This window comes from Burkholderia sp. Bp9142 (assembly GCF_003853415.1).
Classification (GTDB): Bacteria; Pseudomonadota; Gammaproteobacteria; order Burkholderiales; family Burkholderiaceae; genus Burkholderia.
The window spans coordinates 65,211-80,974 of record NZ_QTPP01000010.1; the positions used below are offsets into that span (position 1 = coordinate 65,211).

Annotated in this window: 14 protein-coding genes; 10 read left to right on the forward strand and 4 right to left on the reverse strand. The window is 68.6% G+C overall.

Translation table 11 applies throughout. The features are described from left to right. Positions 1 to 30: 30 nt before the first annotated feature. Complete coding sequence (locus DIE22_RS13640) at positions 31 to 465, reverse strand: hypothetical protein (protein ID WP_124605298.1); 435 nt, start codon at positions 463 to 465, stop codon at positions 31 to 33. A 309-nt stretch (positions 466 to 774) separates the two neighbouring features. Between DIE22_RS13640 and DIE22_RS13645 the strand changes: the two genes are divergently transcribed. Together DIE22_RS13645 and DIE22_RS13650 are read left to right on the forward strand one after the other, a co-directional pair. Next, positions 775 to 2,346, forward strand: coding sequence for a sigma-70 family RNA polymerase sigma factor (locus DIE22_RS13645; protein ID WP_124497922.1), 1,572 nt, complete (start codon positions 775 to 777; stop codon positions 2,344 to 2,346). 184 nt (positions 2,347 to 2,530) lie between these two features. Then, on the forward strand, positions 2,531 to 3,409 hold the full coding sequence (locus DIE22_RS13650; RefSeq protein ID WP_124500944.1) for a helix-hairpin-helix domain-containing protein: 879 nt from the start codon (positions 2,531 to 2,533) through the stop codon (positions 3,407 to 3,409). A gap of 78 nt (positions 3,410 to 3,487) precedes the next feature. Here DIE22_RS13650 and DIE22_RS13655 read toward each other — a convergent pair whose 3' ends face one another. Both DIE22_RS13655 and DIE22_RS13660 read right to left on the reverse strand, forming a co-directional pair. Further along, entirely contained in the window at positions 3,488 to 3,913 is a 426-nt protein-coding gene (locus tag DIE22_RS13655; protein WP_124605299.1) for a helix-turn-helix domain-containing protein, read from the reverse strand. A 232-nt stretch (positions 3,914 to 4,145) separates the two neighbouring features. Then, entirely contained in the window at positions 4,146 to 4,586 is a 441-nt protein-coding gene (locus DIE22_RS13660) for a MarR family winged helix-turn-helix transcriptional regulator (protein ID WP_124500942.1), read from the reverse strand. A gap of 134 nt (positions 4,587 to 4,720) precedes the next feature. Here DIE22_RS13660 and DIE22_RS13665 point away from each other — a divergent pair, with 134 nt between their 5' ends. Continuing rightward, complete coding sequence (locus DIE22_RS13665) at positions 4,721 to 6,253, forward strand: DHA2 family efflux MFS transporter permease subunit (protein WP_409364658.1); 1,533 nt, start codon at positions 4,721 to 4,723, stop codon at positions 6,251 to 6,253. A 37-nt stretch (positions 6,254 to 6,290) separates the two neighbouring features. On the opposite strand, the gene DIE22_RS13670 is transcribed toward DIE22_RS13665, so the two are convergent. After that, on the reverse strand, positions 6,291 to 7,805 hold the full coding sequence (locus tag DIE22_RS13670; protein WP_124500940.1) for an acetyl-CoA hydrolase/transferase family protein: 1,515 nt from the start codon (positions 7,803 to 7,805) through the stop codon (positions 6,291 to 6,293). A 643-nt stretch (positions 7,806 to 8,448) separates the two neighbouring features. Here DIE22_RS13670 and DIE22_RS13675 point away from each other — a divergent pair. From DIE22_RS13675 to DIE22_RS13705, 7 genes are read left to right on the forward strand one after another with little or no spacing between them, the layout of a single operon-like run. Then, positions 8,449 to 9,129, forward strand: coding sequence for a CDP-alcohol phosphatidyltransferase family protein (locus tag DIE22_RS13675; RefSeq protein ID WP_124500939.1), 681 nt, complete (start codon positions 8,449 to 8,451; stop codon positions 9,127 to 9,129). Beyond that, a complete protein-coding gene (locus DIE22_RS13680; RefSeq protein ID WP_124500938.1) occupies positions 9,126 to 9,935 on the forward strand; it encodes a 2OG-Fe(II) oxygenase in 810 nt (269 codons plus the stop codon). Before DIE22_RS13675 ends, DIE22_RS13680 begins: the two co-directional genes overlap by 4 nt. Further along, positions 9,932 to 10,933: an HpnL family protein gene (locus DIE22_RS13685; RefSeq protein WP_124500937.1), complete on the forward strand. Its 1,002-nt coding sequence runs from the start codon at positions 9,932 to 9,934 to the stop codon at positions 10,931 to 10,933. Before DIE22_RS13680 ends, DIE22_RS13685 begins: the two co-directional genes overlap by 4 nt. A 36-nt stretch (positions 10,934 to 10,969) precedes the next feature. Then, on the forward strand, positions 10,970 to 11,737 hold the full coding sequence (locus tag DIE22_RS13690; RefSeq protein WP_124500936.1) for an NTP transferase domain-containing protein: 768 nt from the start codon (positions 10,970 to 10,972) through the stop codon (positions 11,735 to 11,737). Then, positions 11,734 to 13,419 (forward strand): phosphoenolpyruvate mutase, encoded by a 1,686-nt coding sequence (gene aepX / locus DIE22_RS13695; RefSeq protein WP_124605300.1) that lies wholly within the window; start codon positions 11,734 to 11,736, stop codon positions 13,417 to 13,419. The genes DIE22_RS13690 and aepX overlap by 4 nt, the downstream gene beginning before the upstream one ends. Then, on the forward strand, positions 13,416 to 14,603 hold the full coding sequence (gene aepY, locus DIE22_RS13700; protein ID WP_124605301.1) for a phosphonopyruvate decarboxylase: 1,188 nt from the start codon (positions 13,416 to 13,418) through the stop codon (positions 14,601 to 14,603). Before aepX ends, aepY begins: the two co-directional genes overlap by 4 nt. Then, positions 14,603 to 15,667 (forward strand): 2-aminoethylphosphonate aminotransferase, encoded by a 1,065-nt coding sequence (locus DIE22_RS13705; RefSeq protein ID WP_124605302.1) that lies wholly within the window; start codon positions 14,603 to 14,605, stop codon positions 15,665 to 15,667. Before aepY ends, DIE22_RS13705 begins: the two co-directional genes overlap by 1 nt. Positions 15,668 to 15,764 lie beyond the last annotated feature (97 nt).

Consider the following 15,764-nt stretch of genomic DNA (forward strand, 5'->3'; position numbering starts at 1 on the left):
GCTCTCCCGCGCGGTGCCGCCGCGCGTCGGTCAGTGTCGATGGCCGCCGCCCCAATGTCCGCCGCCCCAGTGGCCGCCGCCCCATGGACGGTGCCAGTACCCGCCCCGATATCCGCCGCCCCAATACCCCCGGAAGCCGAGGCCGATCGTGACGGGCGGCCCGTACCAGCCCGGGTAGTACGCGGGATAGTAGGCCGGATAAGGGACGTAGGCCGGCGCGACATACACCGGGGCCGATGCGTCGGCGTAATCGTCCGCCGGCGGCGGCACGGCCGGCGCCGCGGGTGTCGACGGGACGACCGGTCCGGCGTTTGCCGGCGCCACCGGGATCTCGCGCTGCGACACCATGGCGGGCACAGGTGCGTAATATGGCGCATAGCCGTAGGGGCCCGTGTAATAGCAGCCGCTCAGCGCGAGCATGGCCAGCGCCATGACGGCAGGCCTCGCGGCGGGAATCGGGTTCATTTCATGCTCCGCGGGAATCCGCGCGTCGCCGCGTGGCGCGCGCCTGACTCTAGCTTACGTCCCCTGCATATTTCTGCGGGTTTGATCGGTTACTTTTTGTTTCCGGGCATCGAATGCGGGGGCAGCACTGCGCGGGCATGCCGCATGCGCGTGCATCAGCCGCGCCGGCGTTGAAGTTGACGCAAATGCCCTCAACTTGAATATCGAGTCAGGCTGGCCGGCGCGGACGGGTGTTCGCGGTCCCCGGCGGCCTGAAACCCGCGGGCCTCGGCCCGCCCAGACAGGAACGCGGCTCACGCCGCCATCGACATGACTACGCCACGCCCCACGCTTCGGGCGGACACGCCCCTCGATCCGATCATCCAGTTGCTGGCGCTTGCCGGCGAACAGGGTTATCTGACGCACGCCGACCTCGTCGACGCGCTGCCGCCGGAAAGCGACAGCCCCGACGCGCTGGACGTCGTGCGCGCCGCACTCGCGGACATCGGCATCGCCGTGCTCGACGAGCCGGCCGCCCCGGCGCCGTTCGCGGGTGCCGCACCGGTCGACGTCGATCGCGACGCGCTCGACGAAGGCCGCGCGCTGCTCGGCGATCTCGCTCGCGGCACCAGCGCATCGACGGATCCGCTCGCGCTCTACATGCGCCGCATCCATGCAGTGCCGCTGCTCAAGCGCGAGGACGAAATCGTGCTCGCCCGCGAAATCGAAACGGGCCGCCATCAGATCCTGCACGCGCTCGCCGGCTGTCCCGCGGCCGTCGATGCCCTGCTCGCGCGGCATGGCGCAATCGGTGCAACCGGCGAGGCCGACGAGGCCGACCACAAAGGCGACGACATCGGCGGCGGCGAAGGCGACACGCCGCCACCCGCGCGCTACGACACGCTGCAGGACGCGGTTGCGGCCGTGCGCGACGCATTGCACGCGCACGGCTGCCGCTCGGCCGAATACCGCGACGCGCGCAACCGCCTGGCCGCGCTGCTGGGCTCGCTCGCCTGGGTTGCACCGGCCGTCGACGACGCGAGCCGCGTCGTGCGCACGCTCGCCGCCGCGACGGTCGACGCCGCGACGGACGTCACCACCTGCACCGATGCCGCTTGCTTCGACACGGTCGCGCGGCGAGCGCTCGGCGCCGCGCTGAGCGACGGCCAGCAGAAGGTGCGCGACGGTACGCGCGCGATGCTGGAGGCGAACCTGCGGCTCGTACTGTCGATCGCGCGCAAGTACATGAACCGCGGCGTCGACCTGCCCGACCTCGTACAGGATGGCTGCCTCGGCCTGATGCGCGCGATCGAGAAGTTCGAATACCGGCGCGGCTTCAAGTTCTCGACTTACGCGACCTGGTGGATCCGGCAGGCGGTCGCGCGCGCGGTGGCTGACCGCTCGCGCACGATCCGCGTGCCCGTGCACGTCGGCGACCAGCACCAGCGCGTGCAGCGGCATGCGCTGCGCTTCCGCCAGCGCACGGGCCGCCGCGCGACGCCAGCCGAACTCGCGGCCGAGACCGGGCTCGCCGAGGACAAGCTGCGCGCGGTGCGCGCGCTGCCGGCCGAGCCGCTGTCGCTCGACACGCCGCTGCCCGACGCGGACACCAGCCTCGTCGACCTGATCGAGGACCAGGCATCCGCGAGCCCGTTCGAGCAACTGGCGGACACGCGCATGCGCGAATGCGTGACATCGCTGCTGCAGTCGGTCACGCCGGCCGAGGCCGACGTGCTGCGCCGGCGGTTCGGCCTCGGCGGCGCCGAGCCCGATACCTATGACGCGATCGCGCAGGACGCCGGCATGTCGCGCGAACGCGTGCGGCAGATCGAGAAGCGCGCGCTCGCCACGCTGCGCACGGCCGCGGAGGCCGAGGGCGCGCAATCATTCCTCGACGCGTAACCGGTCGCGCGTTCGTGCTGCAGCCCGGCACGAACGCGCGCGGCCCGGTTCCGCCTGTGCAACGTTTGCTATTGACGCACATCAAGTTTTGTTCGTCGCTTGCCGTGACAATGTGATGAAATAAAAGGTGGACTGGCGCATTGCACGCCGTGTCCGTTCCGTTTGCACATCCCGGGCTCTGCACATGCAAACGACCATCGGCCAAACTCACGAGGAAAACCGGCAAATCGCGGCCTGCCTGCGCGAAGCCGCGCAGTTGCTTGCCGACCAGGGGGCGAATCCCTATCGGGTGGCCGCCTACCGCGCGTCGGCCGATACGATGGAGTCGCTCGACTGCGACATCCGCACGCAGTTCGACGCGGGCGGCGTCGATGCGCTCGGCGCGCTGCCGGAGGTCGGCACGGGTGTCGCGCAGGCGATCGCCGAACTGCTGGTGACCGGGCGCTGGCGCCTGCTCGACCGGCTGCGCGGCGACGCGGAACGCGCGTCCGCATTCGAAGCCGTGCCGGGCATCGGTCACGCGCTCGCGCTGCGGATTCACGACCAGTTGCACATCGATACGCTCGAGGATCTCGAACGCGCGGCCCGCAGCGGCCAGCTCGAAGCGATCGCGGGCGTCGGCCCGCGTCGCGCGGCCGGCATCCGCGCGGCGCTCGACGACGTGCTGAGCCGGCGCCGGCGCTGGCAAGGCCACGCGCGCGATGCCGGCCCCGGCACCGAACCGCCGGTCGAACTGCTGCTTTACATCGACCGCCTGTACCGCAACAAGGCCGCCGCCGGCATCCTGCCGATGCTCGTGTCGCGTCGCCTGAACGCGGACGTCAGCGTGTCGCCCCCCGTGATGCACATGACGAAAGGCGGCTGGCATTTCACCGCGCTGTGCCCGTATCCCGCGCGACCGCACGAGTCCGGCAGCACCGCGGACTGGGTCGCGCTCTACTTCTACGATGCGTTGCAATGCGAGTACCAGCGGACCGTCGTCACCGAAACGCTCGGTTCGCTCGTCGGCAAGCGCATCGTGCGCGGACGCGAGATGGAATGCCGCGTGTATTACGCGGGTTGAGGCGCCCGGGACGCCGACCGCCTCCGTACAACCGCCCCGCAGCACGCTCGAGCGCCACGCTCCGGCCAGCCGACCCGGCTACGCACCGTCCGTCTTCGTGCGACGCGCCGGATGACGGTGCGCCGCGATGCGCAGCAGCTTGCGGAACGCCGGACACTCGAGATGACTCGGCGCCGGACAGAGTGCCGCATGCCGCAGCGCATCACGCACCGCACCGAGACGGCGGATCGTACGGTCGAGCTCGTCGGCCTTGTCGTCGAGCTTCGCGCGATCGATCGCCGGCCGGCCGTCCGCGCCGAACATCGCGAGGATGTCGTCGAGCGAAAAACCGGCCTCGCGGCCGAGCGCGATCAGCGCAAGGCGCTCCAGCACCGACTCGTCGTACTGGCGCCGCAGCCCGTGACGGCCGCTCGGCACGATCAATCCCTTTTCCTCGTAGTAGCGCAGCGTCGACGCGGGCAATCCCGAGCGACGCGCGACATCGGCGATGTCCAGGCGGCTCATGCTTGACCTCAAGTGAACTTGAAGTTGCACGATAGCCGTTCGACTCCTTCGCCACAAGATCCGGCAGCGTTCGGACTGGCGACGCTGGGCCGTTAGGCGCCGCGCACCGGCGTAGCGGATCGGGCCGGCGCAAATGAACTGAAACCGAATCGCGACATCCCGCGCCGCCTCGTCACCGCGGAAGACCCTCCGCCGTTTCCAGCCGCTTCAGCGGCCCGGGCTGACGCACGCGTCATTCGCCGCCGCTGTCGATCAGGTTGCGGCGCACGCGCCCGAGCAGACGCACGAGCGTGTCGCGCTCGTCGCGCGTGAAGCCGCGCAGCCCGTCGTCGGTGACGGTGTCGCCCACTTCCAGCATCTGCGGAAATATGTCGCGCGACTTGTCGGTCAGCCGGATCACGAACGCGCGGCGATCGTCGTCGTTCGCGATCCGTTCGATCCACCCGCAGCTTTCCATCCGGTCGAGCAGCCGCGTCAGCGAGATCGGCGTGATCTCGAGCCATTCCGCGAGCCGCGCCTGATTCATCTCGCCCTTCCACGTCAGGTACGCGAGCACGCGGCTTTGCGCGCGCGTCAGTCCGATGCGCTTCGCGCGCCGGTCGAACAGGCGTCCCTGCAGGCGGGCCACGTCGGAAATCAGGTAGCCGATCCGGTTCTCGTAAGTCTTGTCCATGCGGCGATTATAGGGGCAGGCCGCGAACGACCCGCGGCTCGGGTCAGGCGATGAGCACGGATATAATAAGCATGCTTATAATTCGAGGCACCCCGGATCGCCGCCCACGAAGACCGCCCCACGGAGACGCCCGCTTGAATCCCGCCGCCGACACTGCCACCTCGCCGCCCGCCCTCAATCGGCCGATGCTGACCCTGTCGATCATGCTCGCGACGCTGATCCAGACGCTCGACAGCACGATCGCGAACGTTGCGCTGCCGCACATGCAGGGCACGCTATCGGCGTCGCAGGACGAGATCACCTGGGTGCTGACCTCCTACATCGTCGCCGCGGCGATCGCGACCCCGCTGACCGGCTGGCTGTCCGACCGCCTCAGCATGAAGCGGCTGCTGACGATCTCGATCGCGGGCTTCACGATCGCGTCCGCGCTGTGCGGGCTGTCCGAGTCGCTCGTGCAGATCGTCGGCGCGCGGCTGCTGCAGGGCGTGTTCGGCGCCGCGCTGGTGCCGCTGTCGCAGTCGATCCTGCTCGACATCAATCCGCGCGAGAAGCAGGGCCAGGCGATGGCGATCTGGGGGATGGGCGTGATGGTCGGCCCGATCCTCGGCCCGACGCTCGGCGGCTGGCTCACCGACAGCTACAACTGGCGCTGGGTGTTCTTCATCAACGTGCCGATCGGCGCATTCGCGCTGGCCGGCGTGCTGACCTTCCTGCCCGCGCGCGCGCCGCGCCCGCACGTGAAATTCGACGCGTTCGGCTTCGCGACGCTCGCGCTCGCGATCGGCGCGTTCCAGGCAATGCTCGACCGCGGCGAACAGCTCGACTGGTTCGGCTCATACGAAATCCGTATCGAGGCGCTGATCGCGGCCGTCAGCTTCGCGTTCTTCCTCGCGCACACGGCAACCGTCGGCAAGGCGTCGTTCTTCAAGTCGGAGCTGCTGCGCGACCCGAACTTCGCGACCGGCACGCTGTTCATCTTCGTCGTCGGCGCGGTGCTGTACGCGACGCGCGCGCTGTTGCCGCCGATGCTGCAGAACCTGATGGGCTATCCCGTCGCGACGACGGGCCTCGTCACCGCGCCGAGCGGCGCGGGCACGATGATCGCGATGCTGTTCGTCGGGCGATTGTTGAAATACGTGGACGCGCGGGCGCTGCTGCTCGCCGGGCTGGCGATTTCCGCGCTCGCGCTGTGGCAGATGATGCAGTACACGATCGTGCTGTCCGAGGCGGACATCGTGTGGCCCGGGGTGGTCCAGGGCTTCGGGCTGGGGCTCGTGTTCGTGCCGCTGAGCGCGCTGTCGTTCTCGACGCTGCAGCCCGAGCTGCGCGCGGACGGCACGGCCACCTACAGCCTGATGCGCAACATCGGCAGCAGTATCGGCATCTCGATCGTGCAGACGCTGATGACGCGCAACACGCAGGTCGCGCATGCCGACCTCGCGACCCACGTCACGCCGTTCGACCCGGCCGTGCAGGCGCTGGCCGGCAGCCACCTCGACATCGCGCTGCTCGACCGCACGATCAACCAGCAGGCCGCGATGATCGCCTACCTGAACGACTTCAAGCTGATGTTCGTCGCGACGCTGCTGATGATCCCGCTGTTGCTGCTGATCCGCCCGCCGCGGAAAACGGCGAGCGTCGACGTCGCGCACGCGGCGATGGACTGACGATGCGACGGGCGCGCCCCCGTCGCAGGCCGATTCGTCAGGCCTTCATCGTCCCGGTGCGCACGTAGCGCTCGTGCCACGACAGCGCCTCGGCGAGCAGGTGCGGCGTGTGCTTGCCGAAGCTCTCGCGCGACGCGCGCTCGAAGTAGTCTTCGAGCATCGGACGGTAGTCCGGATGCGCGCAGGTCGCGATGATCTTGCGCGCGCGCTGCTTCGGCGACAGGCCGCGCAGGTCGGCGAGCCCCTGCTCGGTGACGACCACCGCGACGTCGTGCTCGGTATGGTCGACGTGGCTCGCCATCGGCACGATCCGCGAGATCGCGCCGCCCTTCGCGGTGCTGGCCGACATGAAGCACGACAGGTAGCCGTTGCGCGCGAAGTCGCCCGAGCCGCCGATGCCGTTCTGGATCTTCGTGCCCATCACGTGCGTCGAGTTCACGTTGCCGTAGATGTCGGCCTCGATCATCCCGTTCATCGCGATGCAGCCGAGGCGGCGCACGAGTTCCGGATGGTTGCTGATCTCCTGCGGGCGCAGCAGGATCTTTTCGCGGAACGTCGCGATCTCGTCGGCGAAGCGCTGCACGGCGGCCGGGCTCAGCGACAGCGCCGTGGCCGACGCGAAGCTCAGCGTGCCGTCATCGAGCAGGTCGAGCATGCCGTCCTGGATCACCTCGGTATAGGCGGTCAGGTTCGAGAAGCCGGCCGAGCTCAGTTCCGCGAGCACCGCGTTCGTGATGTTGCCGACGCCCGACTGCAGCGGCAGCAGGTTTTCCGGCAGGCGGCCGCGCTTCACTTCGTGGCGCAGGAAATCGATCAGCTGCAGCGCGATCTGCTTCGACGTGGCGTCCGGCGCGGAGAACGCGTTGCTGCGGTCCGGCGCGTCGGTCTCGACGATCGCGACGATCTTGTCGGCCGGGCAGCGCAGGTACGGCTCGCCGATGCGGTCGTCGCTTTTCGTCAGCGGAATCGGCTTGCGGTGCGGCGGCAGCGCGGTGCCGTAATAGACGTCGTGCATCCCGTCGAGGCCGAGCGGCTGGCGCGAGTTGACTTCGAGGATCACGTGCTTCGCCTGCTCGAGCCACGTCTTGTTGTTGCCGATCGATGCGGACGGAATCAGCAGACCGTCCTCGCGGATGCCCGCGACTTCGACGATCGCAACGTCGAGCTCGCCGTACAGCCCGAACCACGCGTATTGCGCGACGTGGCTCAGGTGCACGTCCTGGTAGTCGACTTCGCCGTTGTTGATCTTGTCGCGCAGCGTCGGGTCGGACTGGTACGGCAGGCGCATCGAGATGCCGTTGGTGCGGGCGAGCGCGCCGTCGAGTTCCGGCGCGGTCGATGCGCCAGTCAGCACGTTGATCCGGAAGTCCTCGCCGCGCGCGTGGGCGGCGTCGATGTGGGCGGCGAGCGCGGCCGGCACGGCCTTCGGATAGCCCGAGCCGGTGAAGCCGCTCATGGCGACGGTCATGCCGGGACGGATCAGCGCGGCGGCTTCGTCGGCGGTGCGGACGAGCGAACGCAGGGCGGGAGCGAGGATGCGTGATGAAGACATGGCTGGTTATCTGACGCTTTGGGTCTGTCGTTGACGTCGCGGGGGGTGTCTCCTGAGCGACGCAAAGCCCTTGGGGCCGCGAGGGGCGGCCCGGCACCACGGGCACGGTCCGAGTATCGCAGAGGCCATCGGCGCGAAATGTCCGCCGGATGCAAAAGATACTTACTGAATGCACCGGGTATCGAACGGCCGTTCTGTGACAAGGCGCTGCTTCGACGTCGAATGCTACCGAAAGGTTTGCGAAAGCAATCTGCCAATTTTCCGCTCGCGGATTGCGAATTACTGAACGTCAATCAACCGATACCCTTCCGGATTGACTGCGTAAACGCAGGGAATCCGCATCCAATGACCGATCGGCGATCGCCGCGGCCGATTGTCGCCCGGCACCGCGTTGCCGGGCCTGATGCACATCAACCCGTCAACGTGCGCGAATCGCCGCCAGGCCCGCGCGCGAGGCCCGTCGGCCCTTGACAGCCGCGTCTTGCGAACCACACTGGATCAGGTATGGCCCGCATGCGCGAACGCCGTTTCGCGCATCCGGTTTGCAACCGGCCGATGTCCGCAATGCGCGGTAACACTCCCGCATGTCAGGACATTGATCGAATAAAAAGCAACAAATTACAATTCCGTATATATTTCGCCGATGGACCAAAGAAAAACCGCCACACGTTCCGAACCGCCCCTGCCACGCACCTGGGATGCGCGGCTCGCGCGCGCGCTCGTCCGACCGCTGATCGACACGCCGGTCACCCCGAATCACCTCACCACCCTTCGTCTGCTGATCGGCCTCGCCGGTGCCTGGTGCCTTGCGCAAGGCGGCTTCGGCTGGAGCAACGCGGGGGCATTCCTGATCGTGCTGTCGAACTTCGTCGACCACACCGACGGCGAACTCGCGCGCATCAGCGGCAAGTCGAGCAAGATCGGTCACTTTTACGACCTCGCGGCCGACGCGCTCGTCACGGTCGCGCTGTTCGTCAGCATGGGCCTCGGCATCGTCGCCCAGGGCGGCCAGATGGCCGCGTCGCCCGTGCTGCTCGGTGCGCTGGCCGGTGCGGCCGTCGCGCTGATCTTCTTCCTGCGCATGCGGATCGAGTCGATCGCCGGCAAGGCCGGCACCAAGCAGGCGTTCGCCGGCGGCTTCGAGACCGAGGACGTGCTGTACCTGCTGCCGCTCGTGACGCTCGTCGACGGCGTCGAGCCGTTCCTGCTCGCGGCGTCGATCGGCGCCCCGCTGTTCGCCGCATGGGTCGTGATCGACTGGTGGCGCATCGTCCGGCGCGGCAACGTCCCGCAGAATTCAACCGAAATCCAGGCTTCCAAATGACTCCTAGCACGCGCGACGACTCCGTGCTGAGCCCGGCACGCCCCGCGCCTGCGCGCGCGGCAGCGGCCGATCCCGATCGCACCGTGGCCGACCGCGTCGGCCATCTCGACCTCGGCCGCCTGCGCGGCGACTACACGCGCCAGGGGTCGTTCCTGTACCTCGACGCGTTCCTGCCGGCCGATGCGCATGCGAAGCTCGCAGCCGCCGCCCGCGCGATGCAGCCCGGCCTGAACCGCAACTACCTGCCCGGCCACAAGCAGGGCGGCAGCGTGAGCCGGCACACGATCGACGAGCAGGCGCCGTACATCGCGGAGCTGTACCGCTCGAAGGCGCTGATCGGCTTCCTCGAGAAGATCACGGGCGACAAGCTGATGCTGTCGCCGGACAACGATCCGCACGCGTACGCGCTGTATTACTACACGAAGCCGGGCGACCACATCGGCTGGCACTACGACACGTCGTACTACGACGGCCGCCGCTACACGCTGCTGATCGGCGTGATCGACGAATCGTCGTGCCGGCTCGACTACGAGCTGCATACGCGCAATCCGGACGTGCCCGACGAACCGGGCTCCGTGCAGATCGCCGACGGCGGCATCGTGCTGTTCGACGGCGACAAGCTGCGCCATCGGATCACGCCGCTCGGCCAGAACGAGACGCGCGTGTCGCTGACGTTCGAATACGTGACCAACCCCGGCATGCGGCCGTGGAAGCGCTTCATCTCGAACATGAAGGACGCGATCGCGTATTTCGGTTTCCGCCAGGTGTTCAAGCAGCTGGCCACGCGCCGGTCGACCGGGTCATGACACGCGCCGGCCTGATCCTGCTGTCCCTCGGAACGGCACTGTTCGTCGCCCTGCTCGCGTGGCAGGGCATCGGCGCGGTCGCGTCGACGTTCCTCGCGGCCGGCTGGGGCCTCGCGCTCGTCGCGGTGTTCCACGTCGTGCCGCTCGTCATCGACGCGCTCGCGATCGCCGTGATGTTCCGCCGCGGCCAGCCGGCCGCCGAGCTCGGCAACGCGCTGCGCGCGCGCTGGGTCGGCGAATCGGTGAACAGCCTGCTGCCCGCCGGGCAGATCGGCGGCCCGGTGCTGATGGTGCGCCACCTCGCGCAACGCGGCACGCGGATGGCCGAGGCGGCCGCCGCGGTCACCGTCAGCACGACGATGCAGGCGCTCGCGCAGATGGCGTTCGCGCTGATCGGCATCGCCACGTTCAGCCTCTATGCGACGCACGAATCGGTCGCTCACCTGCGCACGCCGGCGCTGATCGCCACCGGCGTGCTCGGCGCCCTCGCCGTCGCGTTCTACGCGGCGCAGCGGCGCGGGCTGTTCGGCCGCGGGATGCGTCTCGCGTCGAAGCTGCTGGGCCCGCGCGACTGGTCGTCGCTGGCGACCCGCGCGGATGCGATCGACGCCGCGGTCGGTGCGCTGTACCGCGATCGCGCGAAGGTCGCGAAGACCTTCGCATTGAGCCTCGTCGGCTGGATCGTCGGCACCGCGGAAGTGTGGCTCGCGCTGCACTTCCTCGGGCACCCGGTCAGCTGGCTCGACGCGCTGCTGCTCGAGAGCGTCGGCCAGGCGATTCGCGGTGCGGCATTCGCGATCCCGGGCTCGCTCGGTGCGCAGGAAGGCGGTTACCTGCTGCTCGCCCCGCTGGTCGGCCTGCCGCCCGACGCGGCGCTCGCGCTGTCGCTCGCGAAGCGCGCGCGCGAACTCGCGCTCGGCCTGCCCGGCCTGCTCTATCTGCATTTCAGTGAAAGAAACTGGCAGCGGCGCCGTGCGCCGCAGCCGCTCGCCGACTGATCGTTCAGATCCGCCGGCTTTTTGGTTGGAGAACCCATGCGAGCCATCATTCTTGCGGCAGGCCTCGGCTTGCGCCTGCAACAACCGCCCGAGGCGCAATTCCCGAAGTGCCTGCTGCGCTTCGACGACGTGTCGCTGCTCGAGCGCCATCTGCGCGTGCTCGACGCCGCGGGCGTCGATGAAATCGTGCTCGGGCTCGGCTTCCAGTCCGGGAAGGTCGAGCAGGAGCTCAAGCGCCTCGGCCGCACCGCCGAGATCGTGCTGAACGAGCGCTACGACCTCGGCAGCGTGCTGACCGTGCATACCGTCGCCGATGCGATGACGCGCGGCGGCGACGTGCTGCTGATGGACGCGGACGTGCTGTACGACGAGAACATCCTGCACGCGCTGGTCGCCGATCCCGACAAGGCCGTCGACCGCCTGCTGATCGATCGCGACTTCGAGGCCGGCGACGAACCCGTCAAGCTGTGCCTGAAGAACGGTGTGCCGGTCGAGCTGCGCAAGCAGCTCGCGGTCGACCTCGACTACGACACGATCGGCGAATCGGTCGGCTTCTTCCGCTTCACCGAAGGCACCGCGCGCCGCCTCGCGACGATCGTCGCGGGCTACGTCGACAGCGGCCGCGCGAACATGCCGCACGAGGAAGCCGTGCGCGACCTGCTGCTCGAAGGCGGTCACTCGTTCGACGTCGCGGACGTCACGGGCTCGCCGTGGATCGAGATCGACTTCCCGAACGACGTGGCGCGTGCCACGCAAGACATCCTTCCCCTGATTCAACGCACTACCGCCGGAGCCGCACGATGAACGCACGCGAACCCAACTTCACCGAATCGCGCAGCGCACGGCTGCGCCGCATGCTCGTCAGCAGCGACCTCGAATTCCTGATGGAAGCGCACAACGGCCTGTCCGCGCGGATCGTCCGCGAAGCGGGCTTCAAGGGGATCTGGGCATCGGGCCTCGCGATCTCCGCGCAGTTCGGCGTGCGCGACAACAACGAAGCGAGCTGGACCCAGGTCGTCGACGTGCTCGAGTTCATGGCCGACGCGAGCGACCTGCCGATCCTGCTCGACGGCGACACCGGCTACGGCAACTTCAACAACGTGCGCCGCCTCGTGAAGAAGCTCGAGCAGCGCGGCATCGCCGGCGTGTGCATCGAGGACAAGCAGTTCCCGAAGACGAACAGCTTCATCGACGGCGAGCGTCAGCCGCTCGCCGAGATCGACGAATTCTGCGGCAAGATCAAGGCCGGCAAGGATTCGCAGAGCGATCCCGACTTCTCGATCGTCGCGCGCGTCGAGGCGCTGATCGCCGGCTGGGGGATGGACGAGGCGCTGCGTCGTGCGAACGCGTACGCGGAAGCCGGCGCCGACGCGATCCTGATCCACAGCAAGCTGTCGCGCCCGGACGAGATCCTGCAGTTCGCGCGCGAATGGAGCGGCCGCGCGCCGCTCGTGATCGTGCCGACCAAGTACTACAGCACGCCGACCGACGTGTTCCGCCAGGCCGGCATCAGCACCGTGATCTGGGCGAACCACCTGATCCGCGCATCGGCCTCCGCGATGCAGGCGACCGCGCGCGAGATCCACGAGAACGAAACGCTGATCAACGTCGAGGACCGCGTCGCGTCGGTCAACGAGATCTTCCGCCTGCAGGACGCCGACGAATATTCGGCGGCCGAGCGCATCTACCTGTCGTCGTCGTCGCGCGCGTCGAACGCCGCGATCGTGCTCGCCGCCAGCCGCGGCAAGGGGCTCGAGGCCGTCACCGAGGATAAACCCAAGGTCATGCTGCCGGTCGCCGGCAAGCCGCTCTTGCGCTGGCTCGTCGACGGCTTCAAGAAGCATGGCGTCAACGACATTACCGTGGTCGGCGGCTATCGCGCCGATGCGATCGACACGTCGGGCATCAAGCTCGTCGTCAACGAGCGCCACGCGCAGACGGGCGAGCTCGCGTCGCTCGCATGCGCGGCCGAACGCCTGACCGGCGACACCGTGATCTCGTACGGCGACCTGCTGTTCCGCAGCTACATCCTGCGCGACCTCGCGGAGAGCGAGGCCGAGTTCAGCGTCGTCGTCGATTCGTCGCTCACCGAGACCAACCAGAGCGTGCGCGATTTCGCGCTCTGCTCGGCCGCCGACGACCGCGGCCTGTTCGGCCAGAAGACCTACCTGCAACGCGTATCGAGCGACGTCGCCGCGGGCACGCCGCACGGCCGCTGGATCGGTCTGCTGAACGTGCGCGGCGCAGGCGTCGACCGCCTGAAGGCGATGCTCGCGACGCTGCAGGCGCGTCCTGATTTCGACACGCTCGACATCCCGTCGCTGCTGAACGAACTGATCGCCGCCGGCGAGAAGATCGAGGTGCAGTACGTGCACGGCCACTGGCGCGGCGTCAACGACCTGGAAGACTTCCGCCGCGCGGGCGACTTCGCGCACGGCCAGACGCCGCTGTCCGAGCCGGGCGCAGGCAACGGGGGCGCACGATGATCGAAGCGGCCCAGTTCGTCGAGGCCGCGCGCGAACGCGGCTTCGACTGGTACGCGGGCGTGCCCTGCTCGTACCTGACGCCGTTCATCAACTATGTGCTGCAGGACCCGACGCTGCACTACCTGTCGGCCGCGAACGAAGGCGACGCGGTCGCGCTGATCGCGGGCGCCACGCTCGGCGGCAAGCGCGGGATCGCGATGATGCAGAACTCCGGGCTCGGCAACGCGGTGAGCCCGCTCACGTCGCTGACCTGGACGTTCCGGCTGCCGCAGTTGCTGATCGTCACGTGGCGCGGCCAGCCGGGCGTGCCCGACGAGCCGCAGCACGCGCTGATGGGGCCGATCACGCCGGCGATGCTCGACACGATGGAGATCCCGTGGGAGACGTTCCCGACCGACCCCGAACAGGTCGGCCCGGCACTCGACCGCGCGATCGCGCACATGGACGCGACGGGCCGCCCGTACGCGCTCGTGATGCAGAAAGGCAGCGTCGCGCCATATGAGCTGAAGGCAAACCCGGCGGCAGCGCCGCGCGCGCATGTCGCCGCACAGTCGGCCACACGCACCGAAGCGCCCGCCGCGTGGCCGACCCGCCACGACGCGCTGCGGCGCGTGATCGCGCACACGCCGGTCGAGTCGACCGTCGTGCTCGCGTCGACCGGCTTCTGCGGCCGCGAACTCTATGCGATCGACGATCGTCCGAACCAGTTGTACATGGTCGGCTCGATGGGCTGCGTGACGCCGCTCGCGCTGGGTCTCGCGCTCGCGCGCCCCGACCTGCGCGTGGTGGCCGTCGACGGCGACGGCGCCGCGCTGATGCGCATGGGCGTGTTCGCGACGCTCGGCACCTACGGCCCGTCCAACCTCACGCACGTGCTGCTCGACAACGGCGCGCACGAATCGACGGGCGGCCAGGCGACCGTGTCGCGGCATGTGTCGTTCGCGGGCGTCGCGGCAGCATGCGGCTATGCGTCGGCCGTCGAAGGCGACACGCTCGACGTGCTCGATGCGACGCTCGACGCATCGCATCCGGCCGACGGCACGCGCTTCGTGCGGCTTGCGATCCGCACCGGCGTGCCCGACGGCCTGCCCCGCCCGACCGTCACGCCGGTCGAGGTCAAGACCCGCCTGATGCGGCATATCGGCGCCGCACAGGCTGAAGCCCACGCCGAAGGAGCTCATTGATGCTGCTGCTGAACCCCGGCCCGGTAACGCTGACCGAACGCGTGCGCCGCAGCCTGCTGCAACCCGACCTGTGCCATCGCGAAAGCGAATTCTTCGATCTGCAGGATGAAGCGCGTGCGCGCCTCGTCGGCGCGTACGAACTCGACCCGGCCGAATGGGCCGCCGTGCTGATGACGGGTTCGGGCACCGCCGCCGTCGAAAGCATGATCGCGGCGCTCGTGCCGCAGGACGGCAAGTTGCTCGTGATCGAGAACGGCGTGTACGGCGAGCGCATCACGCAGATCGCGACGCAGTACGGGATCGCGCACGACGTGCTGAAGCATGAGTGGATGCAGGCGCCCGATCTCGCGCAGATCGCCGCGCGTCTCGACGCGGGTGGGTATTCGCACGTCGCGGTGATTCATCACGAAACGACGACCGGCCGGCTGAACGACCTCGGCGCGATCGCGGAAGTGTGCCGCGCGCGCGGCGTGAAAATGCTCGTCGACGGCGTCAGCAGCTTCGGCGCCGAAGCGATCGACTTCGCCGGCGGCGTGATCGACGCGGTCGCCGCGACCGCGAACAAGTGCCTGCACGGCGTGCCGGGCGCGGCGTTCGTGATCGTGCGCCGCAGCGCGCTCGCGAAGGCCGCGAGCCGTACTTACTACCTCGACCTCGGTCGGCTCGCGAAGCTGCAGGATCAGCGCAATACGCCGTTTACGCCGTCGGTGCACGCGTATTACGCGCTCGTCGAGGCGCTGCGCGAGTTTGATGAGGCCGGCGGCTGGCGGGCGCGGCATGCGCATTACAAGGCGCTCGCCGATCAGGCGCAGGCTGGGCTTGCGGCGCGCGGGATGACGCTCGTGCTGCCGGAAGGTGAGTCGTCGGTTGTGCTGCGCGCGTACCGGCTGCCGCAGGGCGTCACGTACGAGACGCTGCACGACGGGTTGAAGGCGCGCGGCTTCGTGATCTACGCGGGGCAAGGCGGGTTGTCGAAGGAGTTGTTCCGGATCTCGACGATGGGTGCGATCGAAGCGGCTGATGTCGAGCGGTTGCTGGAGGGTTTTACGGCGCTGACGCAGTAAGCTCTCGCCCTCACCTTCGTCGACGAAAGGCCCGCAAGGGCCTTTTTTATTCTTCGAAAATTTATCGGACACACGGAACACAATGTCGGCGTTCGGC

What these genes read in the sequence shown, in the direction of transcription:
- DIE22_RS13640 (WP_124605298.1), bottom strand. Translation starts at nt 465, where the DNA reads ATGAACCCGATTCCCGCCGCGAGGCCTGCCGTCATGGCGCTGGCCATG.
- DIE22_RS13645 (WP_124497922.1), top strand. Translation starts at nt 775, where the DNA reads ATGACTACGCCACGCCCCACGCTTCGGGCGGACACGCCCCTCGATCCG.
- DIE22_RS13650 (WP_124500944.1), top strand. Translation starts at nt 2,531, where the DNA reads ATGCAAACGACCATCGGCCAAACTCACGAGGAAAACCGGCAAATCGCG.
- DIE22_RS13655 (WP_124605299.1), bottom strand. Translation starts at nt 3,913, where the DNA reads ATGAGCCGCCTGGACATCGCCGATGTCGCGCGTCGCTCGGGATTGCCC.
- DIE22_RS13660 (WP_124500942.1), bottom strand. Translation starts at nt 4,586, where the DNA reads ATGGACAAGACTTACGAGAACCGGATCGGCTACCTGATTTCCGACGTG.
- DIE22_RS13670 (WP_124500940.1), bottom strand. Translation starts at nt 7,805, where the DNA reads ATGTCTTCATCACGCATCCTCGCTCCCGCCCTGCGTTCGCTCGTCCGC.
- DIE22_RS13675 (WP_124500939.1), top strand. Translation starts at nt 8,449, where the DNA reads ATGGACCAAAGAAAAACCGCCACACGTTCCGAACCGCCCCTGCCACGC.
- DIE22_RS13680 (WP_124500938.1), top strand. Translation starts at nt 9,126, where the DNA reads ATGACTCCTAGCACGCGCGACGACTCCGTGCTGAGCCCGGCACGCCCC.
- DIE22_RS13685 (WP_124500937.1), top strand. Translation starts at nt 9,932, where the DNA reads ATGACACGCGCCGGCCTGATCCTGCTGTCCCTCGGAACGGCACTGTTC.
- DIE22_RS13690 (WP_124500936.1), top strand. Translation starts at nt 10,970, where the DNA reads ATGCGAGCCATCATTCTTGCGGCAGGCCTCGGCTTGCGCCTGCAACAA.
- aepX (WP_124605300.1), top strand. Translation starts at nt 11,734, where the DNA reads ATGAACGCACGCGAACCCAACTTCACCGAATCGCGCAGCGCACGGCTG.
- aepY (WP_124605301.1), top strand. Translation starts at nt 13,416, where the DNA reads ATGATCGAAGCGGCCCAGTTCGTCGAGGCCGCGCGCGAACGCGGCTTC.
- DIE22_RS13705 (WP_124605302.1), top strand. Translation starts at nt 14,603, where the DNA reads ATGCTGCTGCTGAACCCCGGCCCGGTAACGCTGACCGAACGCGTGCGC.